At 57.1% G+C, this 15,894-nt stretch carries 13 protein-coding genes and 1 pseudogene; 3 read left to right on the top strand and 11 right to left on the bottom strand.

Annotated features, from left to right (window positions below):
- Positions 1 to 78 precede the first annotated feature (78 nt).
- Positions 79 to 2,082 (top strand): CocE/NonD family hydrolase, encoded by a 2,004-nt coding sequence (locus F617_RS0119430; protein WP_019566414.1) that lies wholly within the window; start codon positions 79 to 81, stop codon positions 2,080 to 2,082.
- 66 nt (positions 2,083 to 2,148) lie between these two features.
- Here F617_RS0119430 and F617_RS28910 read toward each other — a convergent pair.
- Positions 2,149 to 2,354: pseudogene (locus F617_RS28910) on the bottom strand (type II toxin-antitoxin system VapC family toxin); the annotation flags it as partial.
- 224 nt (positions 2,355 to 2,578) lie between these two features.
- On the opposite strand from F617_RS28910, the gene F617_RS0119435 reads away from it, so the two are divergent.
- On the top strand, positions 2,579 to 2,788 hold the full coding sequence (locus F617_RS0119435; protein WP_003517737.1) for a cold-shock protein: 210 nt from the start codon (positions 2,579 to 2,581) through the stop codon (positions 2,786 to 2,788).
- A gap of 129 nt (positions 2,789 to 2,917) precedes the next feature.
- Positions 2,918 to 3,142, top strand: a complete 225-nt coding sequence (locus F617_RS0119440; RefSeq protein ID WP_003517740.1) for a hypothetical protein — start codon at positions 2,918 to 2,920, stop codon at positions 3,140 to 3,142.
- A gap of 210 nt (positions 3,143 to 3,352) precedes the next feature.
- Here F617_RS0119440 and F617_RS0119445 read toward each other — a convergent pair whose 3' ends face one another.
- From F617_RS0119445 to ampC, 10 genes are all read right to left on the bottom strand, one after another.
- Positions 3,353 to 4,390, bottom strand: coding sequence for a sensor histidine kinase (locus F617_RS0119445; protein WP_026330965.1), 1,038 nt, complete (start codon positions 4,388 to 4,390; stop codon positions 3,353 to 3,355).
- A gap of 4 nt (positions 4,391 to 4,394) precedes the next feature.
- A complete protein-coding gene (locus F617_RS0119450) occupies positions 4,395 to 4,832 on the bottom strand; it encodes a response regulator (protein WP_003517744.1) in 438 nt (145 codons plus the stop codon).
- Positions 4,829 to 6,283: a CHASE3 domain-containing protein gene (locus F617_RS0119455; protein ID WP_003517745.1), complete on the bottom strand. Its 1,455-nt coding sequence runs from the start codon at positions 6,281 to 6,283 to the stop codon at positions 4,829 to 4,831. The genes F617_RS0119450 and F617_RS0119455 overlap by 4 nt, the downstream gene beginning before the upstream one ends.
- Positions 6,284 to 6,523: 240 nt before the next feature.
- Positions 6,524 to 8,335, bottom strand: a complete 1,812-nt coding sequence (locus F617_RS0119460; protein WP_026330966.1) for an ABC transporter ATP-binding protein — start codon at positions 8,333 to 8,335, stop codon at positions 6,524 to 6,526.
- Between the two features lie 4 nt (positions 8,336 to 8,339).
- On the bottom strand, positions 8,340 to 10,124 hold the full coding sequence (locus F617_RS0119465) for a gamma-glutamyltransferase family protein (protein ID WP_019566417.1): 1,785 nt from the start codon (positions 10,122 to 10,124) through the stop codon (positions 8,340 to 8,342).
- Positions 10,125 to 10,146: 22 nt separating this feature from the next.
- Positions 10,147 to 11,019 carry an ABC transporter permease gene (locus F617_RS0119470; RefSeq protein WP_019566418.1) on the bottom strand — a complete coding sequence of 291 codons (873 nt, stop codon included), beginning with the start codon at positions 11,017 to 11,019 and terminating at the stop codon, positions 10,147 to 10,149.
- Between the two features lie 11 nt (positions 11,020 to 11,030).
- Positions 11,031 to 11,978 (bottom strand): ABC transporter permease, encoded by a 948-nt coding sequence (locus F617_RS0119475; protein WP_003499573.1) that lies wholly within the window; start codon positions 11,976 to 11,978, stop codon positions 11,031 to 11,033.
- Positions 11,979 to 12,045: 67 nt separating this feature from the next.
- Entirely contained in the window at positions 12,046 to 13,554 is a 1,509-nt protein-coding gene (locus F617_RS0119480) for an ABC transporter substrate-binding protein (protein WP_019566419.1), read from the bottom strand.
- 78 nt (positions 13,555 to 13,632) lie between these two features.
- Positions 13,633 to 14,445: a FadR/GntR family transcriptional regulator gene (locus F617_RS0119485; protein ID WP_019566420.1), complete on the bottom strand. Its 813-nt coding sequence runs from the start codon at positions 14,443 to 14,445 to the stop codon at positions 13,633 to 13,635.
- Positions 14,446 to 14,636: 191 nt separating this feature from the next.
- Complete coding sequence (gene ampC / locus F617_RS0119490; protein ID WP_019566421.1) at positions 14,637 to 15,794, bottom strand: class C beta-lactamase; 1,158 nt, start codon at positions 15,792 to 15,794, stop codon at positions 14,637 to 14,639.
- Positions 15,795 to 15,894 lie beyond the last annotated feature (100 nt).

Genomic DNA, 15,894 nt, shown 5'->3' on the forward strand with positions numbered 1-15,894 from the left:
GTGTCGCCTCGCATTCTTTCATTGTTGTCTCCCGGCAAAGCGATGCCCGCTTCAAATGACCCGACTGGAATACCCCAAATGACAATACGTGTTGAAGAACATATCTGGATTCCCATGAGCGATGGCGTACGCCTTGGTGCTCGCCTTTGGCTGCCGGAGGGCGCGGAACAATCGCCGGTTCCCGCCATTCTCGAGTATATTCCCTATCGCAAGCGAGACGGAACCCGCGGGCGCGACGAGCCGATGCACGGCTATTTTGCCAGCCAGGGATATGCCGCAATTCGCGTGGACATGCGCGGCACCGGCGAATCCGATGGCCACATGGCAGACGAATATCTGAAGCAGGAACAGGACGACGCACTCGAGGTGATCGACTGGATTTCCCGGCAGCCGTGGTGCAGCGGCAATGTCGGCATGATGGGTAAGAGCTGGGGCGGCTTCAACGGCCTGCAGGTCGCCGCCCGCCGTCCGCCGGCACTGAAAGCCGTTATCACCGCCTATTCGACCGACAACCGTTATACCGACGACATTCACTACATGGGCGGCCTGCTGCTGAACGACAATCTGTGGTGGGGCACCATCATGCTTGCTTATCAGAGCCGTCCGCTCGATCCGGAGATCGTCGGTGACACGTGGCGCGACAGCTGGATCGAGCGCCTGGAGAAGCTTCCCTTCTTTCCCGCACTCTGGCTGGAACACCAACGTTACGACGATTACTGGAAACACGGCTCGGTCTGCGAAGACTGGAGCGCAATTGAATGCCCGGTCCTTGCCATCGGCGCATGGGCGGACAGCTATACCAATGCCGTCCCGCGGCTTCTGGAGAACCTTCAGGTCCCGCGTCGCGGCATCATCGGTCCGTGGGGCCATATCTACCCCCAAGATGGTGTTCCCGGTCCCGCAATTGGCTTCCTGCAGGAAGCAACGCGCTGGTGGGACCATTGGCTGAAAGGCAAGGAAACCGGCGTCATGGACGAGCCGATGCTGCGCGCCTTCGTCAGCGACACGATCGAACCGACCGGTACGCGCACGACGACGCAAGGCCGCTGGGTTGGTGAAGCAACATGGCCTTCGCCTGAAATTGCAACCCGCTCGCTTTACCTCGGTGCAGCGAAGAAACTGCGCGATACGGCAAGCGAACCGGCAATTCTCAGCATTCGTTCGCCGCAAAGCCACGGCAAGGCGGGCGGGGAATGGATGGCGACCGGATGCCCCGGTGAACATCCAACCGATCAGCGGCTCGACAACGGTGGCGCGCTCGTTTTCGAAACCGCCTTGATGGAAGAGGATTTCGATATTCTCGGTGCGCCGGTAGCGCGTCTGCGCATTGCCGCAGATTGCCCTGTCGCGCAGATTTCACTGCGCCTCAACGACGTCTTGCCGGATGGTCGTGTCACACGTGTCAGTTATCAGGTTTTCAACCTGACCCACCGCGATAGCCACGAAAATCCGGAAGCGTTGGAACCCGGCAAATTTTACGATGTCGCAATCAAGCTCAATGATTGCGGTTATCGTTTTGCCAAAGGGCACCGGCTGCAACTCGCCATCGCCACGGCCTACTGGCCGATGGTATGGACATCGCCTTACGATGCGACGATCAGCGTTTCCGTTGCAGAAAGCGCGCTTGACCTGCCCGTGCGTGCCACCGGTGACGACAAGCCTGTGCGTTTCGAGTCCCCTGCCCACGGCCCATCGACACCCATGACGCAGGTCGATCCCGGCACGGTCCGCCGCTGGACCGAACAGGACCATGAGACGGGTATCAACACCTATGTCACGGAAGGCGTGGGCGGCTTGTTCGGCGAGGGCGTGTTGCGGTTTGACGACATCGACACCGAACTCAGCCATAGCCTGCGGCGTGAATTGACCATTCGCGACGGAGATCCCCTCTCCGCGAAATACGTCCTCACCCAGACATATGAAATTGGCCGGGATGGGTGGCGCATCAAGATCGAGAGCCGCACCGAGATGCGCTCCGACAGGGAAAATTTCTACCTGACCGGAGAACTTTCGGCACTCGAAAATGGCAACCTCGTCAAAACGCGGAAGTGGGATGAGCGCTACAAGCGCGACCTCATCTGATGTCGCATGGCCCTTGCAGCTATTTGCGGGGGCCTACAACATACCATTGCCTCGGTACCGTATCTGTCAGCTTTCCTGCTCAGGAGCGATCAATGTCACGGTTGGGAAACAGGATCGATATCGGCCTAGGTCTCGTGTCAGAAGCGGGAGACCTTGAACTGCGGCATGAGCCCCAACAAAAGAGTCTGGCAAAACGTCTGTGCGGGATCCGCCTGCACGGCGATACTGCGTGAAGACCTTCCCGCTAAAAACAATGCGGAGCGAGTAAAAGGGATGGCCAAGCACAACTTTTTGTCGAGACGCAAAAATTAGAAAAACTAATAGTTGACGCAACCGTGCAAGCACGCTATAACGAACCATCGAATTTGCTTGCTTAGCTTTGCTTGTTGCGCGATTGGCACCGCGTTCTGAACGAACCTTTCCTTTCAAAATCGCTATCAATGTTCGCAGCGCTTTTTAGTGCTGTGGCTCCTCTATCGCTATGAAAGGGTTCATCATGACCACTGGCACAGTTAAATGGTTTAATTCCACTAAAGGCTTCGGCTTCATTCAGCCTGACAACGGCGGCACAGATGCCTTCGTTCATATATCCGCCGTTGAGCGGGCTGGTATGCGCGAACTCGTCGAAGGCCAGAAGATCGGCTTCGACCTGGAACGCGACAACAAGTCCGGCAAAATGTCGGCCTGCAATCTGCAGGCTGCCTAACGGGTTTTGCTTCCCTTTGACCACGGATGTACTGGCACTGCCGGAAGCACCCCGAACCAATCAAGGCCAGGCAAATTGCCTGGCCTTTTGTTTTCCGCTCGCATGCCGAGCCTTACCACCGGAACACCCATGACAGAAAAATACAGTATCTCGCGCCAGAAGGCCGAGGTTGCCTTCAGCAACATCCAGACGCCGTTCTTCGCAAAAGACAAAGCGCTCGACGAGCTTGATTCGATCACGCAATCCCGCGACGCCAAGACCTTGCGCCTTCGGGAAGCACGTCTTGCAAAGGAACAGTCTGATCGCATTTCTGCGACATCCGCTCTTCTTGCCAAGCGTGCCCGTGCACGATGATGGTTTTGACGGCATCGTCAGAACAGGTGCCTGAAGCCAATTCGCATCAGACGGCGTCCTGACCATCCCGGTATATACAGACGCCGGGCCTTGAGCTGTTGCATGCCTGTCAACTCCCAGGCAAGCTTACGTTCCAGCTGCCCAAGCGCGGCGCCAGTTATATTAAATCACTAAATTAGAATTATATTTAAAAACCGAAGCTATCGGCGTTTACATCTCGCTCCAGGTCATCGTGTAACGCGTTCCCTTGGCCTGTTCCGGGTGCGTATGCGTTTGCTCGACGCGAGCACCAATGTTCTGAGCCATTGCCATAATCAGCTTTGTTCCGAGGCCAGTACCACGCGGAGATGCGTCGGGCTTTGAACCGACACCATCGTCTTCGACAACGAGAACAAATTGCCGATTTTCTTCCGAAAGTCCGACGCGAACCGTACCGGATTGATCTGGATAAGCGTATTTCAGCGCGTTGGTCAGCAGCTCGGTGATGATGACACCCAGAGCTACGGCATGGTCTGCCTTGAGGCTGATGTCACAAAGCGATGTTTCGACGGTAATGGACGAAGATCCGGGAACCGCCTGAAACAACCCATCGATGATCGACGTCAGGTACGAATTGAGCGATACCAGACCTATATTGTCGGTATTGTAAAGGCTGCGGTGAACGCCGGCGATCGCCGAAATCCTGCTTTGGGTTTCCAGCAAGGCGACTTCGGCTTCCTCAGACTTAATGGTGTTTATCTGCAGGCGAATCATGGCGGATACCAGCGAGAGGCTGTTGGCCACCCGATGGTTCATCTCCTTCACCATCATTTCCGCATGTTCCTTGGCCTTCACCAGCAACCGGTCGGATTCCTCCTTCGTCTGACGCAGACGATGGTTTTCCAGCGACTGATCGATAGCCGTAAGCAACAGCGGGAAAAAGTCGTCACCGACATTCTTTATGACGTAGTCGGCGGCACCCGCCTTGAGGGCGTCGATCGCGATCTGGGCTTCGTTCGATCCCGTTACATAAAGAACGGGAACCCGCCCCGGCAAGGACTGAATCGCGGCAAGGAACTCCATTCCCGTCGATGTCTGGAAGTAATGGTCCAGAACGACGATATCGAACTGCTCGTCTTGAAACATCTTGAGCCCGGACGCCACGGATGCGGCATGGACCACCTCCATTCCGTGACGACCGAGGATCCGGCTGGAAAGCCGCGCCAGAGCCGGATCATCATCAACATACAAAACGCGCAATGCCATCATGCCTTCAAGGTACTTGAATTACGGAGAAGAACAGGCCGAGGTTCTTTATCGCACTCGCAAAGCCTTCGTAGTCGACCGGCTTGGTTATATAGACATTTGCACCAAGGTCATAACATTTCTGAATCTCGGTTTCGTCATCCGTCGTCGTCAAAACGACCACCGGCAAACGGCGCGTATATTCGTTACTCTTGATCTCCTCGAGAATTCGGATACCCGACATATCAGGGAGGTTAAGATCGAGCAAAACGAGAAGATATCGATCTTTGCTGACAACGCCATCGCGGTTTTCACCGAGGATGTAGTCGAGTGCCTTTGCACCGAGCGTAAAGGGCATGATCTCGTTATTCACACCTGCGCGACGTACGTTCTTCTCGATCAGCCGAGCATGACCTTCGTCATCCTCGATCATAATGATCGTTACCTCTTGACCGGTTGCCTTCATTTTTCGCCTTCTTTCGTCACTTTTCTGAGATCGCTCGGCAACAGCAATGTAAATGTACTGCCTTTGCCAAGTTCGGAACTCACCTTAATGTCTCCTCCTAAACTTCTTATTAGCGACCGAACATGGGCAAGGCCGATGCCTTCCCCCGGCTGATCCTGATCACCGGCGCGGCGAAAGAGTTCGAACACCCGTTCCAGATCATGCTCGCCAATGCCACGCCCGTTGTCGCTGACTTCGATGCTGATGGCACCCCGCCCGGACGGATAAGCACGGGCAGTCAATCGCAGCGGTCGTCCCGGCATCTGGTATTTCACCGCATTGTCGAAAAGATTGCCAAGGATTTGGTCGAGAGAGATACGATCCGTCACGACTGTCAGCTTTGATGTCTCGACACTGATCTCGCCGCCATTGGCATTGATCTGGTGACGAACCGTCTCGGAGAGCGATGACAGCAATGTCTCTATGTCGACTTTTTCCGGTTGCAGCTTTCGCTGACCATCGCGCGATATCTTCAAGATCGCATTGATCAGCTGGTCCATCTTGCGTGTCGAAGAGCGGATGAAACTGATCGCCTCGGGAAGATCTTCCTCGACAGCCAGTCTGGCATCCCGAACCACGTCGTCGGAAGGCATTTTGCCGTCTGCGAGCACATAGGCGGTGACCGGCTTCAGGGACGTATCGAATTCGGAGAGGAACCCCATGATATTGACGAGCGGCGCACGCAAATCATGCGTGACGATATAGGCGAAGCGCTGAATTTCCTGATTGGCGCTGCGAAGATCACGGGTTCTTTCCTCAACCCGCTCCTCCAGATGGCGATTTAGCTCGTCAACATCTTCCCGAGACCGGTTCAACGCACGGATATATGTGAAGACCAGAAAGATTGAACCGCCGACAACAAGCAGGATCGCCAGCGTGCCGCCGAGCGTTACCCATTGCAATGTATTGGCGGCGCCAAGTTGGTCTCCGACGATGATTCGGAGCCGATCGTCGGTCTGCGATTGCAGCTTCGACAAGATCGCCCTGATTTCGTTCATGAACCGTTTGCCGTCATTCTCACGGACGACTTCGACTGCCTCGGTGATGCGTCCTGCCTTTTGCAGATCGATGGTTTCCTGGGTTTCAGCCAGCTTGTTGGCGACGGCATTACCGAGATCCGTCAGATCCTGCTCGTATTGCTTCTGGTCCTTCAGCACTTCGAGAAGTCTGGACTGCCTCTGCGGCAACAGGCTCAAGGCCTCCTGATAAGGGCCCAGATACTCGATGTTGTTGGTCAGCAGATAACCCCTCTGCCCCGTTTCAATGTCCTGCATCGACGTCAGGATATCGAGAATGGCTGCCCGCACACGGCGTAACTCGGCTGTTTCTTGCGAGTACCGGTTGTTCACCTGCACCAGCCACAGCGAAGTGGCGACCATTCCGGTCAATATTGCAACACCCACAGCGAGCATAAACAGGCTTCGCTGAGCAAAAGGCGAGAAACTAATCACAGTTGTAAATTCCCGGCATGCACCTCATTCGCGCGCAAACTAGAATATGCGGCGCATTGAATCGAACGTTTTATTTTCGATTCATATGGGAACAACTTTTGACGACGCGCGTTAAGCAAGGCTGTAAAAAATATTCCGCTCATAAAAGCGGATAGAGGTGCGAAACTTCACGGTTTTTCAATCCGCAATGCTAGAATTACCTTAAACAACCTGAACCAGATGGCCCGGGGAAACGGTTTTATAGTTTCGCGTCGGCGTTTGAAATCCCATCGGCCGTATCGGGCTTTTCAGTTCATCGTTGGATATGCCGCGCTTTATTCCGCGTCGCGCCGGATCGGGTACCGGCACTGCCGCCATGAGTTTCTTCGTGTAGGCATGTTGCGGATTGTCGAAAACAGCAGCGCGCGGACCGATCTCCACAATCTCACCGAGATACATCACCGCGACGCGATGGCTGACACGCTCCACCACCGCCATATCGTGGGAGATGAAGAGGAAAGCGAGATTGAGGCTCTGTTGCAGGTCGAGGAGCAGGTTGCAGACCTGCGCCTTGATCGAAACATCGAGAGCCGACACGCTTTCGTCGGCAACAATGACCTTCGGATCGAGGGCAAGCGCACGGGCAATCGCGATGCGCTGGCGCTGGCCGCCGGAAAATTCGTGAGGATAGCGGCTCGCCATGTCGGCGGTTAGACCAACCTTTTCGAGGAGATCGGCAGTCTTTTCTTTCGCCTGCTTCGTGGTGCCCAGTTTGTGCTTGATGAAGGGTTCGGAAATCGCCGTACCCACCGTCATGCGCGGATTGAGCGACGAGAACGGATCCTGAAAGATCATCTGTACGGACTTACGCATATTGCGCAGGCCGACGGTATCGAGCCGCATCACATCGTAACCATCGAGCGAAACCTCGCCGGCCGTCGGTTCGACAAGACGCATGATCGAGCGGCCGGTCGTCGACTTTCCGCAACCGGACTCGCCGACCAGTGCAAGCGTCTCCCCCTGAAACAGATCGAAGGAGACGTTTTCGACCGCGTGAACCGCACCCGTCTGCCGGGCCAAAAGGCCGGAGCGGATGGGAAACCGCGTCACGAGGTTCTTGACCGACAGGACAGGTGTCTGTCCGCTCGCAACCGTTTCGGCTATTTCTACCGGATCGGTCGACAGGCCGGTTTTCATGTCGAGGACCGGAAAGCGCGTCGGCCACTGCCGGTCGCGCATCGAGCCGAGCTTCGGCACCGCCGAAAGCAGCGCCCGCGTATAGGGATGCTTGCCGCGCTGGAATATATCCCCGGTTGGTCCGGTCTCGACCTCATCGCCCCGGAACATGACAATGGTGCGGTCGGCGATCTCCGCCACGACGCCCATATCATGAGTAATGAAGAGGACCGACATGCCCTCCTCTTCCTGAAGCAGTTTGATCAGATCGAGAATCTGGCCCTGAATGGTGACGTCGAGCGCGGTCGTCGGTTCATCGGCGATCAGCAGTTTCGGCCGGGAAGCGAGCGCCATTGCGATCATCACGCGCTGGCGCATGCCACCGGAAAACTGATGCGGATACTCGTCAAAGCGACCGGCCGCGTTGGGAATACGAACCTTTTCGAGAAGCCGGACCGTCTCCGCCCTTGCCTGCTGCTTCGAAAAGCCCTTGTGCCGGATGAGGACCTCGGAAATCTGGCGGCCGATCGTGAAGATCGGATTGAGCGACGTCATAGGCTCCTGAAATATCATCGAGACGTCGTTGCCCCGCACGCCCCGCATTTCCTTCTCGGAAAGCGCCAGAAGATTGCGCCCGTTCAAGAGAACTTCACCCCCAATCCGGCTGAAAGCGGGGCTAAGCAGACGCATTATGGACAGCGAGGTGACGGACTTTCCCGAACCGGACTCGCCGACAATCGCGACGGTTTCGCCCGGAGCAACATCGAAGGAGACGTTACGGACGACGCTCTTCCAAGCATCATCGACGAGAAAAGAAGTGGTCAGGTTTCTAACGGAGAGAACAGGTGTCGTATTCATGATGTCATCGTCCCACAGCATAGGCCTGCATCAGTCGCGGGGTTGCGGCGGCCCGCAGCAGGCCATCGGCATCCCGCTTTGCGGCAGTCAGGCGGCCCACCGACCACGCATCGGCAACGGTGACCTTGTGTCCGCGGCGGCGAAGCTCCTGCAGCGTGATATCACCCACGGTGCTTTCCACCATGATCTCGCCCGGCGAACTGGTGCGCGGATAAAACGAGCCCGGAAAATGCGAGGTATGGAACAGCGGCATGTCTATGGCCGCCTGCAGGTTCTTGCCGTGATGCGCATAACGCAGGAAGAAGGGCAGCTGCCACTGATCCTGCTGATCGCCGCCCGGAGTACCGAACACCATGGAAGGGCGTCCCTGATGCAGCGCAAGCGAGGGTGTCAACGTGGTGCGCGGGCGTTTTCCCGGTGCAAGCGAGGTCGGCAGGCCTTCCTTCAACCAGAACATCTGGGCGCGGGAATTAAGCGCAAAGCCCAATCCCGGAACGATTGGCGATGATTGCAGCCAGCCGCCGGACGGCGTGGTTGAGACCATGTTGCCCCAGCGGTCTATGACATCGATATGCACGGTATCGCCGCGTTTTTCGGTAAGATGCGACATGGTGGGCTCGTAGACGGTGCCCTTGCCGCTCATTTCGGCGAGCATGGCCATGGTGGCGTCCACCTGCTTCTCGTAACCCGGCACGATGCCGGGACGCAGATCGAGCGATGCCTCGCTGCCGATCAGTTTACGACGCCCGGCATTGTAGCTTTCAGAGAGAAGATATTCCGTCGGAATCTGGCCGAAATCAGGATCGCCGTAATAGACCTCACGGTCGGCAAAGGCGAGCTTCATGGCCTCAACGATGGTGTGGATGAAATCGGGGCCGGACGGGTCCATGGCCGCAAGATCGAAGCCTTTCAAAAGGGCGAGCGACTGCAACAGAACCGGTCCCTGCCCCCAGGCAGGCGTCTTTGCAATCGTCCAGTCATGATAATCAAGCGTCTGCGGCGCTTCGATGGTCGCGCTCCAGTCCGCCATATCCTGCGCCGTCAGCACGCCCTTGTGCTTGGTGCCGCTTGCATCCATGACTTCAGCGGTCTTGACGTAAGTGTCGATGGCTTCCGCTACGAAACCCCGATAGAAAGCGTCGCGTGCGGCTTCAATCTGGTTTTCGCGACCCGAACGCGCTTCGGATTCAGTGACGATCCGCTTGTAGGTTTCCGCAAGTACAGGATTCCTGAAAAGGGCGTGCGGCTCGGGTGCGGCACCACCCGGCAGCCAGGTCTCGTAGGATGTCGGCCATTCCTTCTCGAAGAATTCCGCCAGCCCCTTGATGGTGGCGGAAACGCGCGGCAGAGTCGGATGTCCGTATTCCGCATAATAGATGGCTGGTTCCAGCACCTCGCGCACGCTCATCGTGCCGTAGTCGCGCAGCATCAGCATCCAGCCATCGAAGGCTCCGGGAATGACGGTTGCAAGCAGACCATCGCCGGGGATCAGCTTGAGCCCCTCCGAGGTATAGTGCTCGATGGTGGCGCCACTCGGAGCAGGCCCCTGCGCGCAGATGACTTCGACCTTGTCCTTCTTCTTTGAATAAAAGACGGCAGGCATGTCGCCGCCGGGACCACAGAGATGCGGTTCGACGATCTGCAGCACGAAGCCGGTGGCAACCGCTGCGTCGAAGGCGTTACCTCCCTTTTCGAGGATTGCCATGCCCACGGCCGATGCGATCCAGTGCGTCGAGGTGACGACGCCGAATGTGCCAAGGATCTCGGGGCGTGTGGTAAATTCGGTCATTCAGTCAGTTCCTTATGAGAAATCATGCTTCGCGCGGATCGAGCGCATCACGCAGGCCATCGCCCAGGAGATTGAAGCCTATGACGACGAGGAAAATTGCAATGCCGGGCCACATCGTCATCCACGGTGCCTGGCTCAGAAAGTTCTTCGCGGTGTTCAGCATGGAACCCCACGACGGCGCCGGTGCCTGCTGGCCAAGGCCGAGGAAGGACAGGCTCGCTTCCGCAATGATGGCCGTCGCAACCGTCAAGGTCGCCTGCACGATGATGGGAGCAAAGACATTTGGCAGGATGTATCGTGTCATGATGTCGAAGTGGTTGAGGCCAATCGACCTTGCCCCCTCGACATAATCTTCCATCTTGACCGCCAGCACCTGACCACGGGTCAACCGAACGAAAATCGGCATGGCGGAAAGCCCGATGGCGATCATCGCGTTGGTAAGGCTCGGGCCGAGGAAGGCCGCAAGGGCAATAGCCATGATGAGGAACGGCATAGCCAGCAGCGCTTCGGTGATGCGCGATATGACCATATCCACCCAGCCACCGAAATAACCGGCGATCAACCCGAAGGGCACGCCGATGACCACCGCAATCATGACGGAGACAACACCCGCCATCAGCGAAGCGCGCGCGCCATAAATCATGCGCGAAAGGATATCACGGCCAAGATCGTCGGTGCCGAGCCAGTGGGCGGCGGACGGCGCCTTGCGGATGGCCGACCAGCTGGTCGCAATAGGGTCAGCAATCGGCAGGATCGGTGCTGCGACGGCAAGTACCGTGAAGAAAAGCACGATAATCAGACCGGCGAGCGCCGATTTGTTGCGCTTCATTTTCTTCCAGGCGCGGCTTTCCTGCCGCGGCACCGGTACGGACATGTTTTGATCGAGAGCGGTCATGATATCAGGCCTCAGATCGTCGCCCTGAGGCGAGGGTTAAGCAGGACATAGGCAATGTCCGCCAGCAGGTTCATGAGGATGAAGCCGACCGCGGTGCAGAGCACGATGCCCTGGACGACGGCGTAATCGCGGGTGAAGACCGCATCGACGGTCATCTTGCCGAAGCCGGGAATGGTAAATATCTGCTCCGTCAGAACCGCACCGGCCAGCAACTCACCGAAAAGCAGTGCCAACAGCGTGATGACGGGCAGAAGCGCGTTGCGAAAACTGTGCGACAGGATGATCTCGCGCGGCGAAAGCCCCTTGGCGCGGGCGGTGCGGATATAGTCTGAACTCAAAACCGCGACCATTGCCGAACGCGTGTGGCGCATCAACGTTGCCGCAAGCGCATTGCCGAGCACGAAGGCGGGCATGATCATCGTCTCGATGGAGCGAACGGGGTCGACGAATATCGATTCATATCCGGATGCCGGCAGCCAGCCGAGCTTCACTGAAACCAGCAGGATCAGCATGATACCGAGCCAGAAATTCGGGATCGACAGGCCGGAAAGCGCCACGATATTGGCGGTGTAGTCGATCCATGTGTTTTTCTTGACGGCGGCCAGAATGCCGATCGGGATACCGATGACCATCGCAAAGAACATCGCCATCACAGCCAGCTGGATGGTGACCGGCAGCTTCTGGCCGATCAGTTCCAGCACTGGCTGGTTGGTCCTCAGCGAAATACCGAAATCGCCGGTCACCACGCCGCCCAGCCAGTTGATGTACTGGAGCGGCACCGGGTCGTTCAGGCGATACTTCTCCCGCAGGAATTCAATCGTCGCCGGATCACGCTCCTCACCCGCCATGGCGAGAACAGGATCACCCGGCAACAGTTTCTGCAGCGAGAAGACGAAGATGGAGATGATCAAAAGCGTCGGGATCGCGACCAGCAGTCGCTTGCCGATATAGACAGGCATGGCATTGCCCCCGTTCGTGCACGTTCTGGAGGGCCGCACGGCAAGCCGTGCGGCGGATTTGAAGCGCTTAGTCCTTGCTGACGCCGAGAAGGCGGATCATGCCATCAGGCGAAGGCTCCCAGCCCTTGACCTTCTTGGAAATGGCATAGGCATAGGGCTGGTGGCCGAGATAGATGATCGGCATGTCGTCGTTTAGGATGACGCTTGCCGCATCGTATTTCTCCTTGCGGACCGCATCTTCAGTCGAGGCGCGTGCTTCGTTCAGCAGCTTGTCGACTTCAGGATTACAATATTTCACATCGTTGATGCCGCCCTTGCAGGTGACGAACTGGTGAAGATTGCCATCGGGATCGATACGACCAGACCAGTCAGAACGGCTGAGCTGATAGTTGCCGGCGGTCTGTTCGGAAAGAAGCGTCGCAAATTCGGTGGCCTTCAGCGTCACGTTGAAGCCAGCCTCCGCCACCATGGACTGGATCACCTGCATCATCTGCGTCTGCGTGGTGTTGTTGGCGTGCTGAAGTTCGATATCGAGCTTCTCGTAGCCAGCCTCCTTCATCAGCTGCTTGGCTTTGTCGATGTCGCGGGGCGGCACCGGCAGGTTCTGGTTGAACCATGGGCTTGTCGGCGGGAATGACTGATTGCCGGCCTTGGACGTACCCTCAAACACGATCTGGCCGATCGCTTCGCGGTCAATCGCATAAGAGAAGGCCTGACGCAGGCGCTTGTCCTTGCCGAGCGGATTGTCAGCGCGCGCGCCGTTGTTGATGTTGACATACATGGCCATGTAGCCCGGACCGATCACATCCGCATAGGTCAATTTGGGGTCATTCTTGACGGATTCCGCATCGGACGCCGAGATACGTTCGGCAATGTCGAGATCGCCAGAGCGGAGGTTTGCAAGCTTCACAGTGGTATCGGGAATTGGCAGGTAGACGATCTTGTCGACCTTGATCTTGTCCTTGTCCCAATAATCCGCGAATTTTTCGAGGACGATACGGTCCTGCTGGATGCGCTCGACGAATTTGAACGGTCCGGCGCAAACCGGCTTGGAGCCGAAATTCGCGCCCAGCTCCTTGGCGGCCTTCGGCGCGACGATCATGCCCGCGCGATCTGAAAGCTGGGCAAGCAGCGTGACATCGGGCGTCTTCAGCGTGAACTTGACTTCCAGCGGCCCGGTGGCCTCAACCTTTTCAACCGAGGATAACTCGCTCTTACGGCGGGATTCCGGAAGGGTCATGTTGCGCTCGATGGTGGCGACGACGGCGGCCGCATCCAGCGTCTCGCCGTCGTGGAACTTCACGCCGTCGCGAATTTTCATCGTCAGCACCTTGCCACCCTCGGACCAGGCCCATTCGGTGGCAAGCTGGGGAACGATCTTCATGTCCTGCGAGATATCCACCAGCTTGTCGCACATGGAGGTGTAGACGATACGGCCGACGAAGGTGCGCGATTGCGCGGGATCAAGCACGTCCGCGTCATCGTTGAGGCCGATGCGCAATTCGGAAGACATGGCTGGTGCGGTCAGAAACGCGCTTGCCAACAGCGCCGCAGTCAGTGTGTAGATTTTCTTCATGTTCGATCCTCTGGTCTGGTTTTCTTTGACTTTTATCATTGGCCGGCCCCGAAGGACCGGCGGGTTTACGTCCGCGGCCTAAGAGGCCGGGGTAAGCGGATTGTCGGCTTCGTTGATGCTCTTCGCCGCACGGTCTTCCGCAGCGCTCTCCTCCTGAAACCCGAGCGAAGTGGCGCGGATCAATCGTTCCTGATGCATGAGAAGGTGCTGGCGCATCGCCTCTCCGGCACGCGCCGGATCGCGATTGGCAATGGCATCGACGATGGCGACATGCTGTTCGAAAGACGCCTTGCCATTCGTGCCACTGCGCCGGGCGAGTTCGCGTATCGACTGCCAGGCATCGTCCTGGCGAATACGGTTCACGACATCGAAGATCGACAGGAACAGTTTGTTGCCAGCACTCTGGGCTATCTGGCGGTGGAGCGAGCCGTCCCACAATTCCTTGGCATCGGCATCCGTGCTTTCGCCGGTCTTCTTGACGAGCGCGCGCATGCGCTCTACCTCGGCGGGCTTGGCGCGCATGGCTGCAAGCTGCGCCAGTTGCGGTTCGATGCGCAGGCGGACTTCCATGATTTCCATGATATCGGTGCTGGCGACCATTTCGGTAACCTGGGTGGACCAATCGTCCGGCTTTTCACCCACAAAGGTTCCGGCCCCCTGGCGACGCCAGATAAGACCCTCGGCCTCCAGAACCTCCAGAGCACGGCGGATTGACCGGCGGCCGACATTGAAGGTCTCGGCAAATGCCCGCTCCGTCGGCAGACGGCCGTCATTCGAGAGATTCTTCGTCTGAATATACTCGCGAAGCTTCGCCAGCGCGTAGTTTGAATTGTCGTTAGGGTTTGTCGCCAAGCCGCACCACTTGTGTGAACCAATCGAACATTGGTTCATTTGGTGAGAAATTTCGGCAGACGTCAAGCCCATTTTTGAGCCTTGATTACAAGCGCTCAAAATATGGGCATACGCCGATTTTCAGGGTCGGGAATGCATGTTTTCAAGGCAAGGATGACAATGCAGGCGAGCAAATGAATTACGACCGAAATGCCACCCTTGTCCTGTACGCGTTTACGCCAGCATTGACATCATTCGGAGCTTTTGAGTCCGTTCAAAATCTCGTAAGCCACGGCAACACGATCCTCATTGGGATAGTTTTTATTGGCCAGAATGACGATACCGAGTTTCTGCTCCGGTATGAACGCCACATAGGCTCCGAAACCGTTGGTGGAGCCGGTCTTGTTGATGAAGACATCGCCACGCGGCTTCATCGGCGGCGAAATTTCCGATACCGGCACCGTCTTGAGCAAGGCGCCGGAGTTCGTTTCGATCAGTGTTTTCAGCGCGGCTGGGTAGGCATATTGCTCCCAGATCATATCCTGCGTCATCGCGCCAACGCTGAAATATCCCGCATGAGTGTTGGCGATCGCCTGCTGGAGTTTTCCGTCCAGCTTTTCCAGCCCCATATTCGCATTGACGAAACGGATCATGTCGGTCGCCGTCGATCTGACCCCGTAAGCCTCCGATGAGAGAATGGCTGGCGTCATGCGGGCCGGTTCGCCGGTTCTCTTATAACCCTGCGCATAATCGGCCATCTTTGCCTTGGGCACCATGGTGAAGGTGCTCTTCAATCCAAGCGCCGGAAACAGTACGTCCTGCATAGCGCTGTCATAGCTTTGGCCCATGGCCTTTGCGGTGACGTATCCGAGCATTCCGATGCTGGGATTGGCGTAGGTTCTGTGCGTTCCCGCCTCGTATGCAGGCTTCCAGGCCTTGAGATAGGCCAAAAGCTGCGGCTCCGTCTTGACATTGTCCGGCACCTGCAACGGAAAGCCGCCGGCGGTGTGGGTGCCAAGATGCATCAGCGTGACATCGCCAAACGGTTTGCCCTTCATGGAGGGAAGATAGTCTTCGACCTTGCCAGATAGTGACAGTTTGCCCTGCGTCTCCGCATAGGTACTGAGCGTGACCGTGAATGTCTTGCTGATGGAACCCAGCTCGAAAAGCGTCTGCGGGGTAACCGGCTGGCCCGTAGTTTTGGACATGACACCGTAGGTGAAGACGTGGTTTTCGCCATCGACACTGATGCCAACGGCCAGACCCGGAATACCGTTCTTCTCCATCACCGGCTTGATCGCTGCATCCGTTATCGCTTTCAGCCTGGCATCATCAGCGGCAAAAGCCTGCGTGAACAGGCTCGTCGAGATCAATGTGGCCAATGCAATATGTCTGCGATTAAGTTTCATCTTTCGCGTTCTCCAAAACCTCAAGTGGATTTTCGGCGCCTGCGCCGTCCCCAGCGAAAGACGTTTAACCGCCCTACATTGCACGAACAAATCATGATAT

Origin of the sequence: Agrobacterium sp. 10MFCol1.1, assembly GCF_000381165.1 — a bacterium.
Lineage (GTDB): Bacteria > Pseudomonadota > Alphaproteobacteria > Rhizobiales > Rhizobiaceae > Agrobacterium > Agrobacterium tumefaciens.